A 24,338-nucleotide genomic window follows, 5' to 3' on the forward strand; every position below is an offset into this window, starting at 1 on the left:
GGCGGGCAGATTGGCGTGACGACAAGGCGCTGACAAACGCTTTAAATGCAGTGCATATGTGACTAAATTAGACCCATGAAAAATTTACTTCCCCCGCTCAACGCCGTTCGCGCCTTTGCTGTGGCTGCTCGTCATCAAAGTTTTAGCCTGGCGGCCGAAGAGCTGCATGTCAGCCATAGTGCGGTCAGCCGCCACGTCAAACTGCTTGAAGAGCACTTGGGCGTTTTACTGTTTGAACGGCGTGTTCGGCAGTCGCTGCTGACGCCGGCGGGTGAGCAGTTCTATCAGCAAGTCAGTAGCGGTCTGGCACAGATAGCCGACGCCGCTGCCGAGGTGAAGCGGCAGGCAGCGCGGCCGACGATCAGGATCAATGTCCGGCCGTCCTTCGCCCTGTTATGGCTGACGCCTCGTTTGACAGACTTTTCGACGCAGCATCCGCACATCGACACCCAGGTCGTCACACAGACTCAGTCGCCGGACCCGGTCCGCGACGATTTCGACATTGTCATCCGGCGGGGCCGTGACGATTGGGCGCCGTCGCTCGAGGCGCAAGCGTTGTTCGAGGATGAGTTGGTCATGGTCGCGGCGCCGGCATTGATTGAGCGACTGCCGCTGACCAATCTCGCCGGTCTCAATGCGCACACCTTGCTGACTGTCAGGGCGCGGCGGGAAGACTGGCACCACTGGGCCATGCATTTCGGCCAGAGCCAGAGCAGCAGCCAGGTGATCCGCCAGTTTGATTACATGCACCGGGTGCTGGAAGCGGCCGTGGCGGGCGAGGGCATCGCACTGTGTCCAACCACTTTGCTCGGCACGCATTTGTCGAGTGGTCGCCTGATCTGCCCGTTGCCGGAGCTGCGCATGCCGCTGCCACGCTATTACTACGGTATTGCCCCGCTAGCGTCGGCGCATACCAAGGTGTTCATTGAGTGGCTACAACAACAGCGCCCATGAAAAAGCCCCCCATCGATCACTCGATGGGGGCTTTTGTGCATCAGCAGCCGTCAGATCAAACCTTGACGATCCAGCCTGCTGGCGCTTCGATGTCGCCGGTCTGCACGCCCGTCAGCTCTTTGTAGAGCTTCTGGGTGACCGGGCCGACTTCGGTTTCGCTGTGGAACACGTGCAGGTGGTCGTTGTAGCTGATGCCGCCGATCGGGGTGATCACGGCAGCGGTGCCGCAGGCGCCGGCTTCCTTGAAGTCCGACAGCTTGTCGATCAGCACGTCGCCTTCAACCACTTCCAGGCCCAGACGGGTCTTGGCCAGTTCGATCAGCGACAGGCGGGTGATGCCTGGCAGAACCGACGGCGAGTTCGGCGTGATGAACTTGTTGTCGTGAGTGATCCCGAAGAAGTTGGCCGAACCGACTTCCTCGATCTTCTTGTGGGTCAGCGGATCCAGGTAGATGGCGTCAGCGAAGTGTGCCTTCTTGGCCTGGGAGCCCGGCATCAGGCTGGCGGCGTAGTTGCCACCGACCTTGGCCGCACCGGTGCCTTGTGGGGCGGCGCGGTCGAAGCTGGAGATCTGGAAGTTGTGCGGGGTCAGGCCGCCCTTGAAATAGGCGCCGACCGGGATCGCGAACACCGAGAAGATGAACTCCGGTGCGGTACGCACGCCGATGTTGTCACCCACGCCGATCACGAACGGACGCAGGTACAGCGCGCCACCGGTGCCGTAAGGCGGGATGAAGCGCTCGTTGGCGCGAACCACGTCTTTGCATGCTTCGATGAACTGCTCGGTGGACACGTGTGGCATCAGCAGGCGGGCGCAGCTGCGTTGCATGCGCGCGGCGTTCTGGTCCGGACGGAACAGGTTGATCGAGCCGTCCTTGCAACGATAGGCCTTCAGGCCTTCGAAGCACTGCTGGCCATAGTGAAGGGCAGTCGAGCCTTCGCTGATGTGCAGCACGTTGTCTTCGGTCAGGGTGCCTTTGTCCCACTCGCCATCGCGAAAGTACGACAGATAGCGTTTGTCGGTCTTGATGTAATCAAAACCCAGCTTGTCCCAATTGATGCTCTCGTTACCCATGACACCCTCTATCACTGAACAACCGTCGAAACGGTTCAAGGCTTCTGACGTTTTTTGGATGGGCACAACAATACTTCATTCTTGAGCGGTTTCGCAGCCCGGACGATGGAGGGATGGCAAAAATAGTAGCTTGCTTACTAAACCCCCTTCATTCCTGCCTGTTTCACCTCTTTTGTGGCGAGGGAGCTTGCTCCCGCTCCAGTGCGCAGCACTGGTAAAACCGGACACCGCGGTGCTTCAGGTGCTCAGGGCGCCGCTTCGCAGCCCAGCGGGAGCAAGCTCCCTCGCCACAGGGGTTCAGCGTTTACAGGTGCAGCGCATGCCCCAAAGCACGCAACGCCGCTTCCTGCACCGCTTCACCCAAGGTCGGGTGCGCATGGATGGTGCCGCCGATGTCTTCCAGCCGCGCGCCCATTTCCAGGCTTTGCGCGAACGCGGTCGACAATTCCGAGACCCCGACACCTACCGCCTGCCAGCCGACAATCACATGATTGTCACGACGCGCGACCACCCGCACGAAGCCGCTTTTCGATTCCAGGGTCATCGCCCGGCCGTTGGCCGCAAACGGGAAGCTCGAGACGATGCAGTCCAGCCCGGCAGCCTTGGCCTCGTCCGGGGTCTGGCCGACCACCACCAGCTCCGGGTCGGTGAAGCACACGGCAGCGATGGCGGTCGGGTTGAATTCGCGGGATTTGCCGCTGATCAACTCGGCAACCATTTCGCCTTGGGCCATGGCACGGTGCGCGAGCATCGGTTCGCCGCTCAGGTCGCCGATGGCGTAGACGTTGCGCATGCTGGTCTGGCAGCGGCTGTCGATCTTGATCGCCGAGCCGTTCATGTCCAGGTTCAGCGCTTCGAGGTTCCAACCCTGGGTGTTCGGTTTGCGCCCGACCGCCACCAGCACCTGATCGGTTTCCAGGTTCAGGGTCTCGCCGTTCGGATCACGCACCTGCAAGGTGCCGTCGAAGCCCAGCACGCTGTGCTTGAGATAGAGCTTCACGCCCAATTGCTTCAGCGCGTCGTGCACCGGTTGCGTCAGTTCAGCGTCGTAGGCCGGCAGGATACGATCCTGCGCCTCGACCACGCTGACCTCGGCGCCGAGCTTGCGGTAAGCAATGCCCAGCTCCAGACCGATGTAACCACCGCCCACCACCACCAGACGCTTGGGCACGGACTTCGGCGCCAGTGCTTCGGTGGAGGAGATGATCGGCCCGCCAATCGGCAGGATCGGCAGGTTGACGCTGGTCGAACCGGTGGCGAGCACCAGGTGTTCGCACTGGATCCGCGTATCACCGACCTCGACGGTTTTGCCGTCGATGACCTTGGCCCAGCCATTGATCACCTGAACCTTGTGCTTTTTCAGCAGCGCCGCGACGCCTGTAGTCAGGCGATCGACGATGCCGTCCTTCCACTCGACGCTTTTAGTAATGTCGAGGGTTGGCGCCGAAACGCTGATGCCCAGCGCCGAATGCTGGCTGTGATGCTGAGTCTGGTGAAACTGCTCAGCCACATGAATCAGCGCTTTCGACGGGATGCAACCGATGTTCAGGCAAGTGCCACCCAGCGATTGGCCTTCGACCAGAATCGTCGAAATGCCCAGTTGTCCGGCGCGAATCGCCGTGACGTAACCACCGGGGCCGCCGCCAATGATCAGCAGCGTGGTGTTCAAAGTCTGCATGGCATCACTCCACAAACAGGGTCGCGGGTTGTTCGAGCAGGCCACGGATGGCCTGGATGAAGAGCGCCGCGTCCATGCCGTCGACCACGCGGTGATCGAAGGAACTGGAGAGGTTCATCATCTTGCGGATCACCACTTGGCCTTTGACGACCATTGGCCGTTCGACGATTTTGTTCACGCCGACAATCGCCACTTCCGGCAGGTTCAGCACCGGGGTGCTGACGATGCCGCCCAGCGCACCGAGGCTGGTCAGGGTGATGGTCGAGCCGGACAGTTCATCGCGACTGGCCTTGCCATTGCGCGCGGCGTTAGCCAAACGCGAGATTTCCGCGGCGCTGTCCCACAGGCTGCGCGCTTCGGCGTGACGCACCACCGGCACCATCAGACCAACGTCGCTTTGCGTGGCGACGCCCACATGCACCGCGCCGAGGCGGGTGATGACCTGGGCTTCGTCGTCGTAACGGGCGTTCATCTGCGGGAAGTCGCGCAGGGCCACGACCAGTGCGCGGACCAGGAACGGCAGCAGGGTCAACTTGCCCCGGCTGGCACCGTGTTTTTCGTTCAAATGCGCGCGCAGTTCTTCGATGGCAGTGACGTCGATTTCCTCGACGTAGCTGAAGTGCGCAGCACGCTGGGTGGCGTCCTGCATGCGCTGAGCAATCTTGCGGCGCATGCCGATAACCTGAATCTGTTCTTCGTCGTTGCGCTGGGCGTAAGCAGCGGCCACCGGCGTCGAGGCGTTCGACTGACCTTGCGCCAGATAGGCTTCGAGGTCTTCGTGCAATACACGACCGGCCGGGCCGGAACCGCGCACCAGACGCAACTGAATGCCCAGATCCAGTGCATGTTTGCGCACGGCCGGGGAGGCCAGTGGGCGTTCATCGGCCTCGCGAGCAACCATCGGGCCCTGGCAAACCGGTGCCGGACGCGGTGCAGCAGCGGCGGCCGGTTTGCTCTCGACGACCGCTTCAGCTTTCGGCGCAGCCGGTGCTTCTTTAACCGGCGCTGGCGCGGCGGACTCTTTCAAGTTGCCGGCCCCTTCGACCTCGATGCTGATCAGCACACTGCCGACCGCCATCACTTCACCCGGCTGACCGCCGAGCGCAATCACCTTGCCGTGCACTGGCGACGGAATATCGACCATTGCCTTATCGGTCATCACGTCCGCCAGCACTTGGTCTTCAACCACCAAATCGCCGACCTTGACGTGCCATTGCGACAGTTCGACTTCTGCGATGCCTTCGCCGATGTCCGGCATCTTGATAACGTGCGTGCCCATTCAGACCTCCATGACCCGTTTCAGCGCCGCGCCCACTCGGGACGGCCCAGGGAAATACGCCCACTCTTGCGCGTGCGGGTAGGGGGTGTCCCAACCGGTGACGCGTTCGATCGGCGCTTCCAGGTGATGGAAGCAATGCTCTTGCACCAGCGACACCAGTTCGGCGCCGAAACCGCAGGTGCGGGTGGCTTCGTGCACCACCACGCAACGGCCGGTTTTCTTCACCGACTTGACGATGGTTTCCAGGTCCAGCGGCCACAGGCTGCGCAGGTCGATGACTTCGGCATCTACCCCGGATTCTTCGGCAGCGACTTGCGAGACGTAAACGGTAGTGCCGTAGGTCAGCACGGTCACGTCCTTGCCCGGACGGGTGATCGCGGCAACGTCCAGCGGCACGGTGTAGTAACCGTCCGGCACCTGGGCTTGCGGGTGTTTCGACCACGGCGTTACCGGGCGGTCGTGGTGGCCGTCGAACGGGCCGTTGTACAGGCGTTTCGGCTCGAGAAAGATCACCGGGTCATCGTTTTCGATGGAGGCGATCAGCAGGCCCTTGGCGTCGTACGGGTTGGAAGGCATCACGGTGCGCAGGCCACAGACCTGAGTGAACATCGCCTCGATGCTCTGGCTGTGGGTCTGACCGCCGTAGATCCCGCCGCCGCACGGCATGCGCAGGGTCATCGGCGCGGTGAATTCGCCGGCCGAGCGATAGCGCAGGCGCGCCGCTTCGGAAATGATCTGGTCGGAAGCCGGATAGACGTAGTCGGCGAACTGAATCTCGGCGACTGGACGCAGGCCGTAGGCACCCATGCCCACGGCCACGCCGACGATGCCGCTCTCGGAAATCGGCGCGTCGAATACCCGCGAGGTGCCGTACTTGGTCTGCAGGCCTTCGGTGCAACGGAACACGCCGCCGAAGTAGCCGACGTCCTGACCGAACACCACCACATTGTCGTCACGCTCAAGCATCACATCCATGGCCGAGCGCAGGGCCTGGATCATGGTCATGGTGGTCGTGGTCATCGCGGTTTCCAACTGAATATTGTTGTTGTGATCGTTCATGTCAGATCCCCAACTGCTGACGCTGGCGCTTCAAGTGCTCCGGCATCTCTTTGTAGACGTCTTCGAACATGGTCGCGGCGCTTGGAATCTGGCCGCCGGCGAGGGTGCCGTATTGTTCGGCCTGTTTCTGCGCGGCAATCACTTCGGCTTCGAGCTCGGCGCTGACGGCGCTGTGCTCTTCTTCCGACCAGTGGCCGACCTTGATCAGGTGCTGCTTCAGGCGGGCAATCGGGTCGCCCAGCGGGAAGTGGCTCCAGTCATCGGCAGGACGGTATTTGGATGGATCGTCGGAAGTCGAGTGCGGGCCGGCGCGGTAGGTGACCCATTCGATCATGGTCGGGCCGAGGTTGCGCCGAGCGCGTTCGGCAGCCCACGCAGAAGCGGCGTAGACCGCGTAGAAGTCGTTGCCATCGACCCGCAGCGACGCGATGCCGCAACCGACGCCGCGTCCGGCGAAAGTGGTGGCTTCACCCCCGGCGATGGCCTGGAAGGTCGAGATCGCCCACTGGTTGTTGACCACGTTGAGAATCACCGGCGCGCGGTAAACGTGAGCGAAGGTGAGGGCGGTGTGGAAGTCCGATTCGGCGGTGGCGCCGTCACCGATCCATGCCGAGGCGATTTTGGTGTCGCCCTTGATCGCCGAGGCCATGCCCCAGCCGACGGCCTGGATGAACTGGGTGGCGAGGTTGCCGGAAATGGTGAAGAAACCGGCTTCCTTGACCGAGTACATGATCGGCAACTGACGGCCCTTGAGCGGATCGCGCTCGTTGGACAGCAGTTGGCAGATCAGGTCGACCAGCGGCACTTCGCGGGCCATCAGGATGCTTTGCTGGCGGTAGGTCGGGAAGCACATGTCGTCGATGTTCAAGGCCAGGGCCTGGGCGCTGCCGATGGCTTCTTCGCCAAGGCTTTGCATGTAGAACGACATTTTTTTCTGACGCTGGGCGACCACCATGCGGTTGTCGTAGATCCGCGTCTTGAGCATGGCACGCATGCCCTTGCGCAGGATCTCTACCGGCACGTTTTCAGCCCATGGGCCGAGGGCGTTGCCCTGATCGTCGAGCACACGGATCAGGCCACGCGCCAGGTCGGCGGTATCAGCAGGTTCGACATCGATGGAAGGTTTGCGCACCGTGCCGGCATCGGTCAGATGCAGGTAGGAGAAATCGGTTTTGCAGCCTGGGCGGCCCGAGGGTTCAGGGACGTGCAGACGCAGCGGTTCATACGCTTGGGTCATGGCTTCTACGCTCGATCTTGTGAATTTCTTGTAGTGAGCTGGCAATCATTCTTGGGTGAAAGAAATCTTGTCCTACAACAATCATAGGCCCGGCCAAGAAGAATATTTCTCTCTGTTTCGTTGCGCTGGAGACGATTTGCAGATAGAAATTCTGCATAAACATAAAAAACAGGTGGTTTTGTCTCATGCGCAAACTGGACCGTACCGACATCGGCATTCTCAACAGCCTTCAGGAGAATGCGCGCATCACCAATGCAGACCTCGCACGCTCGGTGAACCTGTCGCCAACACCGTGCTTCAACCGGGTAAAGGCGATGGAGGAATTAGGCCTGATTCGCGAGCAGGTGACCCTGCTGGATGCCGATCTGCTGGGCCTGCATGTGAACGTGTTCATTCATGTCAGCCTGGAGAAACAGGTCGAGGAGGCGTTGCAGCATTTCGAAGAGGCGATCTCCGATCGCCCCGAGGTGATGGAGTGCTACCTGATGGCCGGCGACCCGGACTATCTGATCCGGGTGCTGGTGCCGACGATTCAGTCGCTGGAGCGCTTCATGATGGACTTTCTGACCAAGGTGCCGGGGGTGGCGAATATCCGGTCGAGTTTTGCCTTGAAGCAGGTGCGCTACAAGACGGCGCTGCCGTTGCCGGCGAATGGGTTGACGCTGGGGTCTTGAGGATCAAAAGATCGCAGCCTGCGGTAGCTCCTACAGGGAGAACGCGAGTCCCATCAATTGGAATGCGTTCCCGTGCAGGAGCTGCCGCAGGCTGCGATCTTTGCTTTTAGAGCTTATTAATTGGCACCTTCAGATAAACCACACCGTTGTCCTCAGGCGCCGGAAAATTCCCCGCCCGCACATTCACCTGAATCGCCGGCAGCAACAGCGTCGGCATGCCCAGCCCGGCGTCACGCTTTGTGCGCATCTCGACAAACGCCGCCTCATCGATCCCGTCATGTACATGAATATTGCTTTTGCGCTGCTCACCGACGGTGCTCTGGCACTGCGACTCGCGCCCCTGCGGCGGGTAATCGTGGCACACGTAGAGCTTCACGCTGGCCGGGAAGGCCAGCAGTTTCTTGATCGAGTTGAACAGTTGATGCGCGTTGCCGCCAGGGAAGTCGCAGCGGGCGGTGCCGACGTCGGGCATGAACAGGGTGTCGCCGACCAGGATCTGTTCGCCGTCGATCAGATAGGCCATGTCCGCCGGGGTGTGGCCGGGTACGTGCAGGGCGGTGGCCTTGAGGTTGCCGATCATGAACGACTCGTTCGGCGCGAACAAGTGATCGAACTGCGAGCCGTCGACGCAGAATTCCGGCTCCAGGTTGAACAGCGCCTTGAACACGTTCTGCACTTTGCTGATCGACTGGCCAATTGCGATTTTGCCGCCCAGTTCCCGGCGCAGGTACGGCGCGGCGGACAGGTGGTCGGCGTGGGCGTGGGTTTCCAGCAGCCATTGCACCTGCAAGCGGTGTTCACGCACGAAGGCGATGATTTTGTCGGCTTGCACCGTGCAGGTGCGACCGGCGGCGCCGTCGTAATCAAGAACCGGATCGACGATTGCACATTGCCCGCCATCGGCTTCATAGACCACGTAGCTGTAGGTCGAGGAGGCGGGGTCGAGGAAAGCTTCAATCTGCGCGGGCATGGACACGAACCTGAACGAGGGAAATGGGTTGCAACACTTTATCTAAAAACATAATGTTCGCAGCTTAAGTGACGTTGAAGGCATCGTGCAAATGCAATCCAGTCTGACCGAATGTGAAGTCGCCCAATTGCGGGCTTCCGCCTCCAAGGCCTGTGCGCTGCTCAAGGCGCTGGCCAACGAGGATCGTCTGTTGATCCTGTGCCAGTTGACTCAGGGCGAACGCAACGTCGGCGAGCTGGAAAAAATGACCGGCGTGCGCCAGCCGACGCTGTCCCAGCAACTGGGCATCCTGCGCGATGAAGGCCTGGTGGCGACCCGTCGCGAGGGCAAATACATCTTTTACGGCCTGGCCAGTCCTGAAGTGATTCAGGTGATGAAGACCCTGTCCGGACTGTATTGCGGGGCGGTGCTCAAAAGCTGGGGTCATCCATAAATGCCAGCCAATACATCAATTACCCTGTGGGAGCTGGCTTGCCAGCGATGAGGGCGTGTCAGCCAACATTGATGGCGACTGAAACTCCGCCATCGCTGGCAAGCCAGCTCCCACAGGGTTTTGTGTAGAGGCTGAGAAAACCTTGCGTGCAGCAATAAGGAACAAGCAATGAACGATCAACACTGGGGCCCATCCATCAGTGCAGATATCGTGGTCATCGGCGGCGGCACCGCCGGCATCGGCTTCGTCGCCAGTCTGCTCAAGCGTGATCCCGCGCTCAACATCACCGTGATCGAGCCCAGCGCCCAACACTACTACCAGCCAGCGTGGACGCTGGTCGGCGGTGGCGCCTATGACGTCAAGGACACCGTCCGACCGATGAGCAAGGTGATGCCGCGTCAGGCCACTTGGATTCAGGCGGCGGTGACCGCCATCGATCCCGACCAGCGCCAGTTGACCCTCAACGATCAACGCACGGTCTCCTACCAGAACCTGATCGTCTGCCCCGGCCTGCGTCTGGCCTGGGAAAAGATCGAAGGCCTGCAGGAAAGCCTCGGCCAGCACGGCGTGACCTCCAACTACAGCTATCAGCATGCGCAATACACTTGGGACCAGGTGCAGAAACTGCGTGGCGGCAAGGCGCTGTTCACCCAGCCGGCGATGCCGATCAAATGCGCCGGCGCGCCGCAGAAGGCGTTGTACCTGTCGTGCGATCACTGGCGCAAAACCGGCGTATTGAACAAGGTCGAGGTTGAATTCAATCTCGCCGGCGCGGCGTTGTTTGGCGTCGCGACCTTCGTCCCGCCGCTGATGAAATACATCGAAAAGTACAACGCGCAACTGGCCTTCAACAGCAATCTGGTCAAGGTCGACGGCCCGGCGAAAACTGCGTGGTTCGAGGTCAAGGACGCCGACGGCAACGTCACCCGTGTGGCGAAAACCTTCGATCTGTTGCACGTAGTGCCGCCGCAAGTCTCGCCGGACTTCGTCGCCCACAGCCCGCTGGCCGACGCCGCCGGCTGGTGCGAGGTCAACCCGCACAGCCTGCAGCATCCGCGTTACCCGCAGGTGTTCGGCCTCGGTGATATCTGCGGCACCAGCAACGCGAAAACCGCTGCCGCCGTGCGCAAGCAGGTTGTTGTAGTCGCCGAAAACCTGCTGGCCCTGCGCAAGCAACAGCCATTGCCACTGAAGTACGACGGTTACGGTTCGTGCCCGCTGACGGTGGAGAAGGGCAAGGTGATCCTTGCCGAGTTCGGCTACGGCGGGAAGTTGCTGCCGACCTTTGCCCTCGACGCGACCGTGCCGCGCCGTTCGGCGTGGTTCCTCAAGGCGACGCTGCTGCCGTGGTTCTACTGGAACGGCATGCTCAAGGGCCGCGAATGGCTGACCGGTTTGTCCAAAGTCGACTGAGAACTCCCTATGTTGCTGGCAAGTCTGTTTGGCGTGGTGATGGGGTTGATTCTCGGGTTGACCGGCGCGGGCGGCGGGATTCTCGCGGTGCCGGCGCTGGTGCTTGGCCTCGGTTGGAGCATGACGCAAGCCGCGCCCGTGGCGTTGTTCGCCGTGGGCAGTGCGGCGGCGGTGGGGGCGATCGACGGTTTGCGCCATGGCCTGGTGCGCTATCGCGCGGCGCTGCTGATTGCCGCGCTCGGCGCGGTGTTTTCGCCGCTGGGCATCTACTTCGCGCATCAGTTGCCGGAGAAAATCCTGATGATCCTCTTCAGTCTGCTGATGGTCATGGTGGCCTGGCGCATGCTGCGCCGTGAGCGTCAGCAGGCGGGGCCGAGCGATCACGGTCATGCCAGTTGGGGGCAGAAAAACTGCATGCTCAATGAACAGACCGGGCGTTTTGACTGGACCGCCAAATGCACCGCGACCCTCGCGGCATTGGGGGCGGTGACGGGCGTGGTCTCGGGTTTGCTCGGCGTCGGCGGTGGCTTCCTGATCGTGCCGGCGTTCAAGCAACTGACCGATGTGCAGATGCGCGGGATCGTGGCGACGTCGCTGATGGTGATCAGTCTGATTTCGGCGATTGGCGTAATCGGATCGTTTCACGCAGGCGTGCGGATTGACGCTCAGGGCGTGGCGTTCATCGTCGCCAGTGTGGTCGGCATGATCATCGGGCGCAGGCTTTGCGCCCGGGTGCCGGCGCGGGCGTTGCAGGTGGGGTTTGCCAGCGTGTGTATTGTGGTGGCGGGCTACATGTTGCTGCGCGCCTGAAAAGATCGCAGCCTGCGGCAGCGCCTACAGGGAAAACGCATTTCCAATGCAGGCGCTGCCGCAGGCTGCGATCTTTTGATTTTTTGCGCGTCAATCAATCAAAGGATTTTTCTCGGTAAGTACGATCTGCGCGATCTGATCCTTGCGCATGAAACTCACCTTTGGATGCCCCTGCGCGTACCGGATGAAGCGCTCCATCGCCTCGACCATCGCCGGGGTGCCGCCGATGCGGTCGTGCAGACTCACCGACATCATCCGCCGCTTGCTCGCACCTTCGGCGTACAAACGATCAAACTCCAGCACCAGTTGCTGATAGAACTGCTCGGCGGAAAAGTGCCGGCCCTCGACCAGCACGATGTCGTTATTGCGCAGGGTGTACGGCACCACGGCGAATTTGCGCCCGCGGACCAGGGTCACGAACGGTTCGTCGCGGCTTACGTCATCGATGTGATAGGTGAAGTTCAGGTCCTGCAGGACCTTCAGCGTGTTCGGGCTGCGCCGCAGCCAGTTGGCGTTGTAGCCGACCGAGCGCTGACCGGTGAGTTTTTCCACCGCGTTCACGCCGTCGCCGATGAACTGTTTTTCCTGCTCATAGCTCATGTTGTAGGAGTCGGCCCAGCGCATGCCGTGGGCCGCCAGTTCGTGGCCGCGCTCGGCAATGGCTTTCGCCAGTTCCGGGTGTTTGAGCGCCGCTTCGCCGACCACGTGGGAGGTGACCTTGATGCCGGTGCGATCCCACAGATCGAGCATGCGCCAAAGTCCTTCTTTGTAGCCATAATCAAACCAGGTCTGCGCCGGCAGATCCGGGTAGCCCTTGGGTAACGGACTACCGGAAAACGGACTTTCCGCACCTTCGGGCTGGCCGCCGGTTTCGAATTGCATCGACACCGAGATCACCAGTTGCGAGCCATCCGGCCACGGGCGCTCCTGGGCGAAGGCAAGGGCGGGCAGCAACAATGCGGCGGCCAGCAGGTTTTTCAAAAGGCGTGGGGAGCGTTGCCGATGGGGCGTGGTCATAACGGGCACCTTGCAGGTTGAGAAGGGCTGCAAGGGTGGCAGTTGCCCGGCGCGGGAAAAATCCGCTGCGGGCGAGAGGACCTTTAAACAAATTTTACGAATCGGGCTTCACACAATTCCGGTGTAGGAGTGAGCCTGCTCGCGATAGCGATTTAACAATCCACAATCATAGTGACTGATATACCGCTATCGCGAGCAGGCTCACTCCTACAAGTAAGATGGGTTTGCAGGACGATTTGCGGCAAACTTCAGCAACTTTCAGCACAAGGCCTCTGAATGGATCGATACGCCCCGCGCGACTGGCAGCCTCACGAGAAGCCCAGTCTGCCCGGTTCCCCTTCAACGCCGCTGCACTCCAACCCCAAGCGCCTGGCCTATGCGCTGGTCGGGCTGTTGGTGGCAGTCACCGGTGGTTTGGGCAACTCGCTGGTGGTCGCCAACCTGCCTTACCTGCAAGGCGCGTTGGGCGCGACCACGGCGGAGATGGCCTGGCTGCCGGCTGCGTACGTGATGACCAACGTGTCGATGAACCTGCTGTTGGTGAAGTTTCGCCAGCAGTTCGGTTTGCGCGCGTTCACCGAGGTGTTTCTGGTGCTTTACGCGCTGGTGACTTTCGGCCACCTGTTCGTCAACGACCTCAGCTCGGCCATCGCGGTGCGGGCGGCGCACGGCATGGTCGGTGCGGCGCTGAGTTCGCTGGGCCTGTATTACATGGTCCAGGCTTTTCCGGCCAAGTGGCGACTGAAGGCGCTGGTGCTGGGACTGGGCGCCTCACAACTGGCCTTGCCGCTGGCGCGCTTGTTCTCCGAGGATTTGTTGCAGATTGCCGAATGGCGCGGCTTGTACCTGTTCGAGTTGGGCATGGCCTTGCTGTCGCTGGGCTGCGTGCTGCTGCTCAAGTTGCCGCCCGGTGACCGCTTCAAAACCTTCGAACCGCTGGATTTCCTCACCTTCGCCATCCTCGCCAGCGGCGTGGCATTGCTCTGCGCGGTGCTGTCGCTGGGCCGCATCGACTGGTGGCTGGAGGCGAACTGGATCGGCTACGCGCTGGCCGCCTCGATTGCCTTGATCCTCGCCGGCCTGGCGATCGAGCACAATCGCAGCAACCCGATGCTGATGACCCGCTGGCTCGGCAGCGGCACGATGATCCGCCTGGCGCTGGCGGTGACCCTGATTCGCATGGTCACTTCGGAGCAATCCACCGGCGCCGTCGGTTTCATGCAGAACCTGAACATGGGCTACGAGCAGTTGCACAGCCTCTACGTGGTGATGATGATCGGCAGCATTGCCGGGTTGGCGACCAGCGCGCTGACCATCGACCCCAAACACCTGCTGATGCCGCTGATCATCTCGCTGGCGCTGATGGCCACGGGTTCGGTGATGGACAGCTTCTCCAATAACCTGACCCGCCCGGCGAACCTGTATTTCAGCCAGTTCCTGCTGGCCTTCGGCAGCACGTTTTTCCTCGGCCCGACCATGGTCTTCGGCACTCGCAATGTGCTGACCAATCCGCGCAATCTGGTGAGTTTTTCGGTGTTGTTCGGGATCTGCAACAACCTCGGCGGCCTGCTCGGCGCGGCGTTGTTGGGCACGTTCCAGATCGTGCGCGAGAAATTCCATTCCAGCCACCTGGTCGAGCACCTGACGCTGTCCGACCCGCTGGTGGCCGCCCGCGTGCAGAGCGGCGGCTCGGCCTACGGCTCCTTGCTGGCCGACCCGAGCCTGCGCAACCTGGCCGGGATTCGCAGTCTGTCCAACGCGGCGACCCGCGAAGCCAACGTACTGGCCTATAACGATGTGTTCATGCTGATCGCCGTGATTGCGGTGCTGACCATGATCTGGCTTTCCATTCGTGCGCTGTGGCTGATGAGCACCACCAAAGCCGTCGACCCAGCGCCTTCCGTACCTCCAAGCGGTGCCCCTCCTTCATGACCGAACCGACCACCACAACCACCAATGCCATCGCCGCCACCCCGGAAGGCGTGGCGCCGCCGTCGTCGCCCAATACCGAGCCACGCTCGTTGCGGGTGCGGATCATCTCGTCGCTGGGCTTTGCCGCGATTGCCATCGTCGGCGTGCTGGTCGTGCTGTACGCCTGGCAACTGCCGCCGTTCAGCAGCGCGGTCGAGACCACCGAAAACGCCTTGGTGCGCGGGCAGGTCACGATCATCGGGCCGCAGCTCAGCGGTTACGTATTCGAGGTGCCGGTGCAGGACTTCCAGTACGTAAAGACCGGCGATTTGCTGGTGCGCCTGGACGACCGGATTTATCAGCAGCACCTCGACCAGGCGCTGGCGCAACTGGCGGTGCAGAAGGCTGCGCTGGCCAACGTGGTACAGCAACGCAACAGCGCCGAAGCGACGATCAAATTGCGTCAGGCGGTGGTGGCCGACAGCGAGGCGCAGTTGCGCAAGAGCGAGGCGGATCTGCGGCGTAACAAGGAGCTGGTGAGTGACGGCTCGGTGTCCAAGCGCGAAATGGACGTGGCCCTGGCGGCCAATGCGCAAGGCATCGCCGCCGTGGCGCAGGCCAAGGCCAATCTGGAAATCGCCCGTCAGGACCTGCAAACGGTGATCGTCAATCGCGGTTCGCTGGAAGCGGCAGTCGCCAGTGCCGAAGCGGCGGTGCAACTGGCGCGGATCGACTTGTCGAACACCCGCATCGTCGCCCCGCGTGACGGTCAGCTCGGGCAGATTGGCGTGCGTCTCGGCGCTTACGTCAACTCCGGGGCGCAGCTGATGGCGTTGGTGCCGAACCAGAAATGGGTAATCGCCAACATGAAGGAAACCCAGATGAACAACGTGCGCGTCGGGCAACCGGTGCGTTTCACCGTCGATGCGCTGAACCACCGCAAATTCACCGGTCACGTGCAGCACATCTCGCCAGGCACCGGCTCGGAATTCGCCCTGCTGCAGGCGGACAATGCCACCGGCAACTTCGTCAAGATCGCCCAGCGGGTGCCGGTGCGAATCACCATCGATGAGGGGCAGCAGGAAGAGGAGCGGTTGCGCCCGGGGATGTCGGTGGTGGTCAGCATCGACACCGCAGCGGGCGATACACAACCGCACTGATGCAGTGCATAACCCTGTGGGAGCGAGCCTGCTCGCGAAAGCGTTGTGTCAGTCACTGAGGTGTTCCCTGACCCATCGCTATCGCGAGCAGGCTCACTCCTACAGGGATCGGTGCTTTCAGGCAGCAATCATCGGCGGCAGGGTACCGAGCAGCGAAACGGCAGCAACAGCACCCATCCCCAACAACCACTCCAGCACCACACTGCGCTTGAGCGCGCCCATCCGCTGTTGGCAATCCTCCATCCGCAAGCGGTTGAACAACGCCAACGCGAGCATGCCCACCACCAGCGCAGCCTTGATCAGCAGAATCAGGGCGAACCCGCTGAACAGCGGCGTCGGCCACCATTGGCCGGTCAGCACGCGCACGTTGGTCAGCCCGGTGATCAGCAGCCCGCCAACGATCGCGTAACCGACACCGCTGAAGCGTTGCAGGATCCGGCTCATCGGTTCACTCGGCTGGCGCAGGATCAATACCAGCAGCAACAAGCCGCCGAGCCACGCGGCGACGCAGGTCAGGTGGATGATCTGGTTGAGGATCAGCAATTGCCCGCTGAGGCCATCGAGCATCGCACCGTGACCGACCGGCGCCAGCGTCGCCAAGAGCAGCGAGCTCAAGCCCAGGCGCAGCGGTGCGCTTGAACGCCAGGTTGTGAACAGCAACGCCAGCAGCAGTGCGTTGATCAGCAGATGCCAGCGCCAGACCTGGCCGAAAAACGTATTGCCCAGCACCACGCCAATAGTCGTCGGGTCAAACGCGGCCGCCGCCGAGCCGGCCATGCTCGCGGTGATCAACAGTGCCCAGGTGACACCGCTGAGCAGCGCAATCGCCGTCAGCCAGCGCGCAAGTTGCGCCAGTTGCCGATCCAGCGCCGGCACTGGCGTCTTGAGCAGCAGCGGCCGGAACAGCCCGGTTCCGAACAGCATCAACACCACGCTGAAGTGCACAAAGCGGCACAGCACCAGCGCTTCACTCATGAATTACTGGCCCACCTTGAACTGATAAGCGCCTTCGCTCTTGTGCGTGTCGACCGACACCGCGTGCCATTCGACTTTGTATTCACCGGCGCTGAGGGGGGCGGCGGGGGTGACAATCAGGGTTTTCTTGTCGCCTTCGGTGGTCAGCGGTTTGATCGCGACCGGGGCGCCCTCGTGGGTCAGGGTGACTTTGGTGAAACTGGCTTCGACGCCTTCGGAGAAGGTCAGGCGCAGGTCGGCCGGTGCCGCGACGGTGCTGTCGGCGGCCGGGGTCTGGCTTTTCAGGTGGGCGTGGGCGAAAGCGGAAGATGCGGCGAACAGCGAAGCGAGCAGGGCAGTGGTGGTCAGGACATTCTTGAACAGCATCGCGGATACCTCAGAGGCAGGACAAAGAACCGCCAGTTTAGCCATCCGCCGACCTTCGTACGAAGTTTTGTTTGCAGCGGTCGCCCCGAGGCCAGAGCGGATGCTAGTCTTCAACCACGTCGTTGTCAGGGAGCCCTCATGGGCAATCACAAGATCGAGATTCGTCGCAGTAACGTCGAGAAAATCCTGCTGGCGGCGGAAAAAGTCTTCGCCGAAAAAGGCTTCGGCGGCACCGCCATGGCCGACATCGCCGCCGAAGTGCAATTGCCGCGCTCCAACCTGCATTACTACTTTTCCACCAAGAGCGAACTGTACAGCGCCGTGCTGTTCGACTTGCTGGAAGTGTGGAAACAGGACGCGCTGTGCTTCGAAATGTTCGATGACCCGCGGGTGGTGCTCAGCAGCTACATCCGCGCCAAGATGAACCACTCGCGCAGCCGGCCGTACGGTTCGAAAGTCTGGGCCAACGAGATCATCCACGGCGCGCCGACCCTGGGCGAGGCGCTGGATGTCAGCCTGTACGACTGGGCCAAAATGAAGGAAGCGAAGATCCGCCAGTGGGTAGAAGACCAGCGGATTCTGCCGGTGGAACCGTCGAGCCTGCTGTACATGATCTGGGCCTCGACCCAGCATTACGCTGACTTCGATCATCAGGTGAACATTCTGAACGAGCACCAGCCGCTGTCGGACATGCAGTTCGAACGGGCGGTGCAGACGGTGACGAGTGTGATTTTGCGCGGGATCGGGTTGGAGCCCTGAGTCTTGCGGTGAGCAGACTGGCCTCTTCGCGAGCAGGCTCGCTCCCACAGGGGAATGCATTCCAACTGTGGGAGCGAGCCTGCTCGCGAAAGCGTCAGTTCAGACGCTACCTGTCTTAAGGTGAGACATGGTACGGATTCCTCGGATCATGGTTCCAGTCCAGAAACGGCTTGCCCGTTTCCATCGGCACCATCTCGATACAGTCCTGCACCGGGCAAGTGATCTGGCACAGATTGCAGCCCACACATTCATCATCGATCACTTCATATTTATGCGTGCCGTCCGCCTGCTTGAGGCTGCTGATCGCCTGGTGTGAGGTGTCTTCGCAAGCAATGTGGCAGCGCCCGCAACCAATGCACGCCTCCTGATCGATTTTCGCGATGACCTGATAGTTGATATCCAGGTATTTCCAGTCGGTGGTATTGCCCACCGCGCGCCCGGAAAACTCGGCGATGTTGGCGTAGCCCTGACTGTCCATCCAGCGCGACAGCCCATCCTTCATTTCCTCGACAATCCGGAACCCGTGCAGCATCGCCGCCGTGCACACCTGCACCGCGCCGCTGCCCAGCGCGATGAATTCCGCCGCGTCTCGCCAGCTGCCGATGCCGCCAATGCCGCAGATCGGCAGGCCCTGGGTCTGCGGATCGCGGGCGATCTCGGCGACCATGTTCAGCGCAATCGGCTTGACCGCCGAACCGCAATAACCGCCGTGGGTGCTTTTGCTGCCGACGGTAGGCAGGGCGACCATGTGTTCCAGGTCGACGCTGGTGATCGAGTTGATGGTGTTGATCAGCGACACCGCGTCGGCGCCCCCGCGATGCGCAGCGCGGGCGGCGACGCGAATGTCGGTGATGTTCGGCGTCAGCTTGACGATCACCGGCAGTGAGCAATAGGTCTTGCACCAGCGGGTCACCTGCTCGACGTACTCCGGCACCTGACCGACCGCCGCGCCCATGCCACGCTCGGGCATGCCGTGCGGGCAACCGAAATTCAGCTCGATGCCGTCAGCCCCGGTAGCTTCCACCAGCGGCAGGATGTGTTTCCACGATTCCTCCACGCACGGCACCATCAGGGAGACGATCAGTGCGCGGTCCGGCCAGTCTTTCTTCACCTGGGTGATTTCGCGCAGGTTGATCTCCAGCGAGCGGTCGGTGATCAGTTCGATGTTGTTGATGCCCAGCACTTCGCGGTTGTTGCCGTAGTGCGCCGAGTAGCGCGACGAGACGTTGACCGCTGCCGGGTCTTCGCCGAGGGTTTTCCAGACCACGCCGCCCCAGCCGGCCTCGAAGGCGCGCACCACGTTGTAGGCCTTGTCGGTCGGCGGCGCGGAGGCCAGCCAGAACGGGTTGGGGGCTTTGATACCGGCGAAGACAATCGAGAGATCGGCCATTTACGCAGCCTCCACGTTGAGCATCAGTTGCGCGTTGATCGCCTCGGCGGCGCGTTTGCCATGCTGTACGGCTTGCACGGTGAGGTCCTGATCGAGGCTGGTGCAGTCGCCGCCGGCATACACGCCGGGAATGCTGGTGCGCAGGTTGTCATCGACCTGAATCCGTTCGCCCTGACGCTTGAGTTCGCGGGCCAGCGGGTCGGTGAGGGCGCTGCTGTCGAAGGCCTGGCCGATGGCTTTGAAGATTGCGTCGGCGGCCAGCTCAAAGGTTTCGCCAGTGGTTTGCAGGCGACCGTCGACCAGTTGCGTGCGGGCGAAACGCATGCCGCGCACTTGGCCTTGCGCGTCGAGCAGCACTTCATCCGGCTGCGCCCAGGTCAGCAGACGCACCTGATTGGCCTTGGCAATGTCTTGCTCGTGACCGGTGGCGCCCATGTCCGCTGCGCCTCGGCGATACACCAGATTGACATCGCGGGCGCCGAGGCGGGCCATTTGCACCGCCATGTCGATCGCGGTGTTGCCGGCGCCGAGGACGATGCAGCGTTCGGCCAGCGGCAGTTGCGTCAAGTCATCGGCCTGGCGCAGTTCACGAATATAGTCGGTGGCGGCGAGCAAACCGGGAGCATCTTCGTGCGGCAGGCCGAGCTGTTTGCTGGCGTTGAGGCCGAGACCGAGAAACACCGCGTCGAACTGCTGATGCAGCTCGCTGAGGCTCAGGTTCTCACCGAGTTTCTGCCCGTGACGGATTTCGATGCCGCCGATCTGCAGGAGGAAATCCAGCTCTTTCTGCGCGTAGTCATCGACCAGTTTGTACTTGGCGATCCCGTATTCGTTGAGGCCGCCAGCCTTCTCCCTTGCTTCGAAAATCACCACGTCATGCCCGTGCATCGCGCTGCGGTGGGCGCAGGACAACCCAGCCGGCCCGGCGCCGACCACCGCGATGCGCTTGCCGGTGCTGGCGGCACGCTGGAACGGGTGTTCGGTGAAGTGCGCGTTGTCCACGGCGTAGCGTTGCAGCAGGCCGATCAGCACCGGTGCGCATTCCTGCGCGTTGTTGCGCACGCAGGCTTGCTGGCAGAGGATTTCGGTCGGACAGACCCGCGCACAACTGCCGCCGAGGATGTTCGCCGAGAGGATTTTCTGCGCCGCACCGGGCACGTTGTCCTGGTGGATGTTGCGGATGAACGACGGAATGTCGATCTCGCTCGGGCACGCATTGACACACGGCGCGTCGTAGCAATACAGGCAGCGCGAGGCTTCCAGATGCGCCTGCCGGGCGTTGAGCGGCGGCGCCAGATCAGTGAAATGGCCGGCGAGGGCGGCCGCGCTTTCGTGCGGGTGCGGGAGATGGTTCAGGGTCTCGATCACGGTTTTGTGCCTCACGGTTATTGAGGTTCTCTGCCTCTGATGGGCAGTGGTTTTTGTCATACCCTGTGGCGAGGGAGCTTGCTCCCGCTGGGTGGCGAAGCCGCCCCAAAACCAGACAATGCGCTGATCCTGATACTCAGGAGTAAATGGTTTTGGGCCTGCTGCGCAGTCCAGCGGGAGCAAGCTCCCTCGCCACAGGGGATCGGATCAGCGTTTAACCGCTGTGGGCTTGTGCAACTCAGCCCGCTTGCTCAGCAAATCAAACACCGCCGGATACGCCGGCCGTTCGATGTACCGCCCGGCGCCGCGCTCGGCGCGCAGGTCGCCGTCGGCCCATACCACCTTGCCCTGGCTGACGGTATGGCTCGGCACGCCGCGGACGGTCTTGCCTTCGAAGATGTTGAAGTCCACCTGCTGATGGTGGGTCTTGGCGGAGATCGTGCGGGAACCTTGCGGATCCCACAGCACCAGGTCGGCATCGGCGCCGACGCGGATCGCGCCTTTGCGCGGGTAGAGGTTGAAGATTTTCGCGGTGTTGGTGGAGGTGAGTGCGACGAAGTCCTGCATCGACAAACGTCCGCTGTTGACCCCTTCATCCCACAGCACTGCCATGCGGTCTTCAATGCCGGCGGTGCCGTTGGGGATCTTGCTGAAGTCGTCGCGCCCGGCGGCTTTCTGCTCGGCGCAGAAGCAGCAATGGTCGGTGGCGGTGGTGTGCAGATTGCCGCTTTGCAGGCCATGCCACAGCGCTTCCTGATGCCCGCGCGGGCGGAACGGCGGACTCATCACGTAACCGGCAGCGGTCTGCCAGTCCGGGTGTTGGTAGACGCTGTCGTCGAGCAGCAGATGCCCGGCCAGCACTTCGCCGTACACCGGCTGGCCCTTGCTGCGGGCGTAGGTGATTTCGTCGAGGGCTTCCTTGGTTGACACGTGCACCAGGTACAACGGCGTGCCGATGGTTTCGGCAATACGAATCGCCCGGCTCGCCGCTTCGCCTTCCACCTGCGACGGCCGCGACAGCGGATGCGCTTCCGGCCCGGTAATGCCCTGGGCCATCAGCTTGCGTTGCAGGTGATAGACCAGCTCGCCGTTTTCCGCGTGCACGGTCGGCACCGCGCCGAGTTCCAGGCAACGCTCGAAGCTCGCCACCAGCGTGTCGTCGGCGGCCATGATCGCGTTCTTGTAGGCCATGAAATGCTTGAAGCTGTTGATCCCGTGATGGCTGACCAGCTCGGCCATTTCCTCACGCACCTGCTCGCTCCACCAGGTGATCGCAACATGAAAGCCATAGTCCGACGCCGACTTCTCGGCCCAGCCACGCCACTGGTGAAACGCCTCCATCAGCGATTGCTGCGGATTGGGAATCACGAAGTCGATGATCGACGTGGTGCCACCGGCCAGACCGGCCGCCGTACCGCTGTAGAAGTCTTCACTGGCCACGGTGCCCATGAAGGGCAGTTGCATGTGGGTGTGTGGATCGATGCCGCCAGGCATCAAGTATTGACCGCTGCCGTCGAGCACTTCGGCGCCGGCGGGAATATCCAGGTTTTCACCGATGGCTTTGATCACGCCGTCAGCGCAATAGACGTCGGCGCGATAACTTTCATCATGGGTAACAACGGTGGCGCCACGGATCAACAGAGACATTCCGAGTTCCTCGCAGGCATGACCGACTTATGCCGGTTCTAAATGTTTTATTGATGTACAGCGATGATCGGCGTATTCCTGTCAGCGCTGTCAGGAATAGAAGCTAGTCGCAGTTCTGCAATTGATCAAGATTATTTTTTATAAGCTTATTGCTGTTTTAAGTTTTTGATAAATAACGATAAAAATAACAAATCACCAAAATGGTGAGGCTGTTCACTATTTTGACGCACTTGACAGGATGGAAATATGAGCAAGATTTCCTATGTGAAATCAGCTGCTTGAAGTTGAGCTGCGGTTGATCGCCCCGGATGAAAAAAAGTCCAGTGCACCAGATTGAGTCCTGACAGTTCGAACAACTTGGCAAACGTTTAGCCTGAGCGTGCAGACAGGTTTTCGCGGACTCACCCGATAAATAATTAAAACCGAGCAATATCAGAAAGTTGTAATGCCTCAGCAACACGGCCCGATGCGCAAGCGGGGCACCCGGCACGTTTATTGATGCCGCCGCTGACACCATGGCCGGTACACGAAAGTTGTCAGTTCCTCCGGCCATCGTCCGGCTCGCACCCTGTGTGCAGCCGCCTGATGAGCAAAAAATAATCAGAAGAACAGTGGAGCGGCCATGCAACAGAACAGATCGCAAGTGACCGAGCGCGACGGCTTGTTCGAACTCGAAGCCGGTAGCGACGTCCTCGACAGTCCCCGTTACAACCACGACATGGCACCGACCAAGGTGCGCGAACGAACCTGGAACAAATGGCACATCACCGCGCTGTGGGTCGGCATGTCGGTGTGCGTGCCGACCTACACCTTGGGCGGTGTGCTCACCGCGTATTTCGGCCTCAGCGTTGGCGAAGCGCTGATGGCGATTCTGCTGGCCAACGTCATCGTGCTGATCCCGCTCACGCTCAACGCCTTTCCCGGCACCAAGTACGGCATTCCATTCCCGGTGCTGTTGCGTTCGTCGTTCGGCGTGCTCGGCTCCAACGTGCCGTGCCTGATTCGCGCGCTGGTGGCGTGTGGCTGGTTCGGTATCCAGACGATGTTCGGCGGCCTGGCGATTCACCTTTTTCTCGGTTCGGTGTTCGACGGCTGGAAGTCTCTCGGTGGAACCGGCGAGGTGATCGGTTTCATGATTTTCTGGTCGCTGAACCTGTGGGTGGTAATCCGCGGCGCCGAGTCGATCAAGTGGCTGGAAACCCTGTCTGCACCCTTGCTGGTGGCGGTCGGCATCGGCCTGCTGGTGTGGGCGATGCCCAATGTGTCGATGACCGAACTGTTGGCGATTGCGCCCAAGCGCCCGGAAGGCGCCAGTGTGGTCAGTTACTTCGCCGCCGGGCTGACGGCGATGGTCGGCTTCTGGGCCACGCTGTCGTTGAACATTCCTGACTTCAGCCGTTACGCCAAGAGCCAGAAGGACCAGATCCTCGGGCAGATTTTCGGCCTGCCGCTGACCATGTTCCTGTTCGCCTCGCTGGGTGTGGTGATGACAGCCGCGTCGGTGAAACTGGTCGGTGTCACCGTGTCCGACCCGGTCAGTCTGATCGGCCATATCCAGAGCCCGGTGTGGGTCGCGGTGGCCATGGCGCTGATCATCATCGCCACGCTGTCGACCAATACCGCGGCGAACATCGTTTCGCCGACCAACGACTTCCAGAACATCGCGCCCAAGGTGATCAACCGTACCAAAGCGGTGTTGCTCACCGGGTTGGTCGGGCTGGCGCTGATGGCCCACGAACTGCTGAAAAAGCTTGGGCTGATCGTTTCCGATGTCAGCCTGGAAACCGTGTATTCCAACTGGCTGCTGGGCTATTCGAGCCTGCTCGGGCCGATCGCCGGGATCATGGTGGTGGACTATTTCCTGATCAAGAAACAGCAACTGGACCTGGCCGGGCTGTACCGCGATGACGTCTATCCGGCGTGGAACTGGGCCGGGTTTGTCGCGTTCGGTGTGCCAGTGGTGCTGACCCTGCTGTCGCTCGGCAGCGATGCATTCAGCTGGTTCTACAGCTACGGCTGGTTCACCGGCTCGGCGCTGGGCGGGGTGATTTATTACGGGTTGTGCGTGATGCGGGCGCAGCCTTCGGTCGTGAAATCAGCGGTGTAGTTGAGGGCGCCATCGCGAGCAGGCTCACTCCTACATTTTGCAATGCGTTCCCCTGT

At 61.5% G+C, this 24,338-nt stretch carries 21 protein-coding genes; 9 read left to right on the top strand and 12 right to left on the bottom strand.

The annotated features are described in order from the left end of the window. Positions 1-75: 75 nt before the first annotated feature. Positions 76-954: a LysR substrate-binding domain-containing protein gene (locus tag HBN98_RS15235; RefSeq protein WP_083366240.1), complete on the top strand. Its 879-nt coding sequence runs from the start codon at positions 76-78 to the stop codon at positions 952-954. Between the two features lie 55 nt (positions 955-1,009). Here HBN98_RS15235 and HBN98_RS15240 read toward each other — a convergent pair whose 3' ends face one another. The 5 genes from HBN98_RS15240 to HBN98_RS15260 all read right to left on the bottom strand — a co-directional run bounded on the left by HBN98_RS15240 (position 1,010) and on the right by HBN98_RS15260 (position 7,282). Next, positions 1,010-2,029 (bottom strand): branched-chain amino acid aminotransferase, encoded by a 1,020-nt coding sequence (locus HBN98_RS15240; RefSeq protein ID WP_064587076.1) that lies wholly within the window; start codon positions 2,027-2,029, stop codon positions 1,010-1,012. 304 nt (positions 2,030-2,333) lie between these two features. Beyond that, positions 2,334-3,707 carry a dihydrolipoyl dehydrogenase gene (gene lpdA, locus HBN98_RS15245; RefSeq protein WP_083366239.1) on the bottom strand — a complete coding sequence of 458 codons (1,374 nt, stop codon included), beginning with the start codon at positions 3,705-3,707 and terminating at the stop codon, positions 2,334-2,336. 4 nt (positions 3,708-3,711) lie between these two features. Continuing rightward, the gene (locus tag HBN98_RS15250) at positions 3,712-4,986 is read right to left on the bottom strand and encodes a dihydrolipoamide acetyltransferase family protein (protein WP_083366238.1); all 1,275 of its coding nucleotides are present in this window, start codon (positions 4,984-4,986) and stop codon (positions 3,712-3,714) included. After that, entirely contained in the window at positions 4,987-6,045 is a 1,059-nt protein-coding gene (locus tag HBN98_RS15255; protein WP_003224000.1) for an alpha-ketoacid dehydrogenase subunit beta, read from the bottom strand. It lies immediately after the preceding gene. A 1-nt stretch (position 6,046) separates the two neighbouring features. Next, on the bottom strand, positions 6,047-7,282 hold the full coding sequence (locus HBN98_RS15260; RefSeq protein ID WP_083366237.1) for a 3-methyl-2-oxobutanoate dehydrogenase (2-methylpropanoyl-transferring) subunit alpha: 1,236 nt from the start codon (positions 7,280-7,282) through the stop codon (positions 6,047-6,049). Positions 7,283-7,467: 185 nt separating this feature from the next. Here HBN98_RS15260 and bkdR point away from each other — a divergent pair, with 185 nt between their 5' ends. Further along, the gene (bkdR, locus tag HBN98_RS15265; RefSeq protein ID WP_016985245.1) at positions 7,468-7,956 is read left to right on the top strand and encodes a Bkd operon transcriptional regulator BkdR; all 489 of its coding nucleotides are present in this window, start codon (positions 7,468-7,470) and stop codon (positions 7,954-7,956) included. 106 nt (positions 7,957-8,062) lie between these two features. Here bkdR and HBN98_RS15270 read toward each other — a convergent pair whose 3' ends face one another. Beyond that, complete coding sequence (locus tag HBN98_RS15270; protein ID WP_083366236.1) at positions 8,063-8,926, bottom strand: MBL fold metallo-hydrolase; 864 nt, start codon at positions 8,924-8,926, stop codon at positions 8,063-8,065. A gap of 91 nt (positions 8,927-9,017) precedes the next feature. Here HBN98_RS15270 and HBN98_RS15275 point away from each other — a divergent pair, with 91 nt between their 5' ends. The 3 genes from HBN98_RS15275 (at position 9,018) to HBN98_RS15285 (ending at position 11,582) form a co-directional block, all read left to right on the top strand. Beyond that, the gene (locus tag HBN98_RS15275) at positions 9,018-9,359 is read left to right on the top strand and encodes an ArsR/SmtB family transcription factor (RefSeq protein WP_003224002.1); all 342 of its coding nucleotides are present in this window, start codon (positions 9,018-9,020) and stop codon (positions 9,357-9,359) included. A gap of 168 nt (positions 9,360-9,527) precedes the next feature. Beyond that, positions 9,528-10,772 (top strand): NAD(P)/FAD-dependent oxidoreductase, encoded by a 1,245-nt coding sequence (locus HBN98_RS15280; protein ID WP_083366235.1) that lies wholly within the window; start codon positions 9,528-9,530, stop codon positions 10,770-10,772. Between the two features lie 9 nt (positions 10,773-10,781). Continuing rightward, positions 10,782-11,582: a sulfite exporter TauE/SafE family protein gene (locus HBN98_RS15285; protein ID WP_083366234.1), complete on the top strand. Its 801-nt coding sequence runs from the start codon at positions 10,782-10,784 to the stop codon at positions 11,580-11,582. 90 nt (positions 11,583-11,672) lie between these two features. On the opposite strand, the gene HBN98_RS15290 is transcribed toward HBN98_RS15285, so the two are convergent. Beyond that, entirely contained in the window at positions 11,673-12,599 is a 927-nt protein-coding gene (locus HBN98_RS15290) for a polysaccharide deacetylase family protein (protein WP_083366233.1), read from the bottom strand. 276 nt (positions 12,600-12,875) lie between these two features. Between HBN98_RS15290 and HBN98_RS15295 the strand changes: the two genes are divergently transcribed. Both HBN98_RS15295 and HBN98_RS15300 read left to right on the top strand, forming a co-directional pair. Further along, on the top strand, positions 12,876-14,531 hold the full coding sequence (locus tag HBN98_RS15295) for an MFS transporter (protein WP_083366232.1): 1,656 nt from the start codon (positions 12,876-12,878) through the stop codon (positions 14,529-14,531). Continuing rightward, positions 14,528-15,670 carry an HlyD family secretion protein gene (locus HBN98_RS15300; protein WP_064587087.1) on the top strand — a complete coding sequence of 381 codons (1,143 nt, stop codon included), beginning with the start codon at positions 14,528-14,530 and terminating at the stop codon, positions 15,668-15,670. The genes HBN98_RS15295 and HBN98_RS15300 overlap by 4 nt, the downstream gene beginning before the upstream one ends. Before the next feature lie 117 nt (positions 15,671-15,787). Here HBN98_RS15300 and copD read toward each other — a convergent pair whose 3' ends face one another. Both copD and copC read right to left on the bottom strand, forming a co-directional pair. Beyond that, positions 15,788-16,645 (bottom strand): copper homeostasis membrane protein CopD, encoded by an 858-nt coding sequence (gene copD, locus HBN98_RS15305; RefSeq protein WP_083366231.1) that lies wholly within the window; start codon positions 16,643-16,645, stop codon positions 15,788-15,790. Between the two features lie 3 nt (positions 16,646-16,648). Beyond that, positions 16,649-17,011, bottom strand: coding sequence for a copper homeostasis periplasmic binding protein CopC (copC, locus tag HBN98_RS15310; RefSeq protein WP_083366230.1), 363 nt, complete (start codon positions 17,009-17,011; stop codon positions 16,649-16,651). Between the two features lie 138 nt (positions 17,012-17,149). Here copC and HBN98_RS15315 point away from each other — a divergent pair, with 138 nt between their 5' ends. After that, a complete protein-coding gene (locus HBN98_RS15315; RefSeq protein WP_064587091.1) occupies positions 17,150-17,770 on the top strand; it encodes a TetR/AcrR family transcriptional regulator in 621 nt (206 codons plus the stop codon). A gap of 115 nt (positions 17,771-17,885) precedes the next feature. Here HBN98_RS15315 and preA read toward each other — a convergent pair whose 3' ends face one another. The 3 genes from preA to hydA form a co-directional block, all read right to left on the bottom strand. Beyond that, positions 17,886-19,160, bottom strand: coding sequence for an NAD-dependent dihydropyrimidine dehydrogenase subunit PreA (preA, locus tag HBN98_RS15320; protein WP_083366229.1), 1,275 nt, complete (start codon positions 19,158-19,160; stop codon positions 17,886-17,888). Continuing rightward, entirely contained in the window at positions 19,161-20,528 is a 1,368-nt protein-coding gene (locus HBN98_RS15325) for an NAD(P)-dependent oxidoreductase (protein ID WP_083366228.1), read from the bottom strand. A gap of 207 nt (positions 20,529-20,735) precedes the next feature. Beyond that, on the bottom strand, positions 20,736-22,175 hold the full coding sequence (hydA, locus tag HBN98_RS15330; protein WP_083366227.1) for a dihydropyrimidinase: 1,440 nt from the start codon (positions 22,173-22,175) through the stop codon (positions 20,736-20,738). A gap of 622 nt (positions 22,176-22,797) precedes the next feature. Between hydA and HBN98_RS15335 the strand changes: the two genes are divergently transcribed. Further along, positions 22,798-24,282 (top strand): NCS1 family nucleobase:cation symporter-1, encoded by a 1,485-nt coding sequence (locus HBN98_RS15335; RefSeq protein WP_064587097.1) that lies wholly within the window; start codon positions 22,798-22,800, stop codon positions 24,280-24,282. Positions 24,283-24,338: the final 56 nt, after the last annotated feature.

It is taken from the genome of Pseudomonas koreensis (assembly GCF_012986595.1).
Lineage (GTDB): Bacteria > Pseudomonadota > Gammaproteobacteria > Pseudomonadales > Pseudomonadaceae > Aquipseudomonas > Aquipseudomonas koreensis.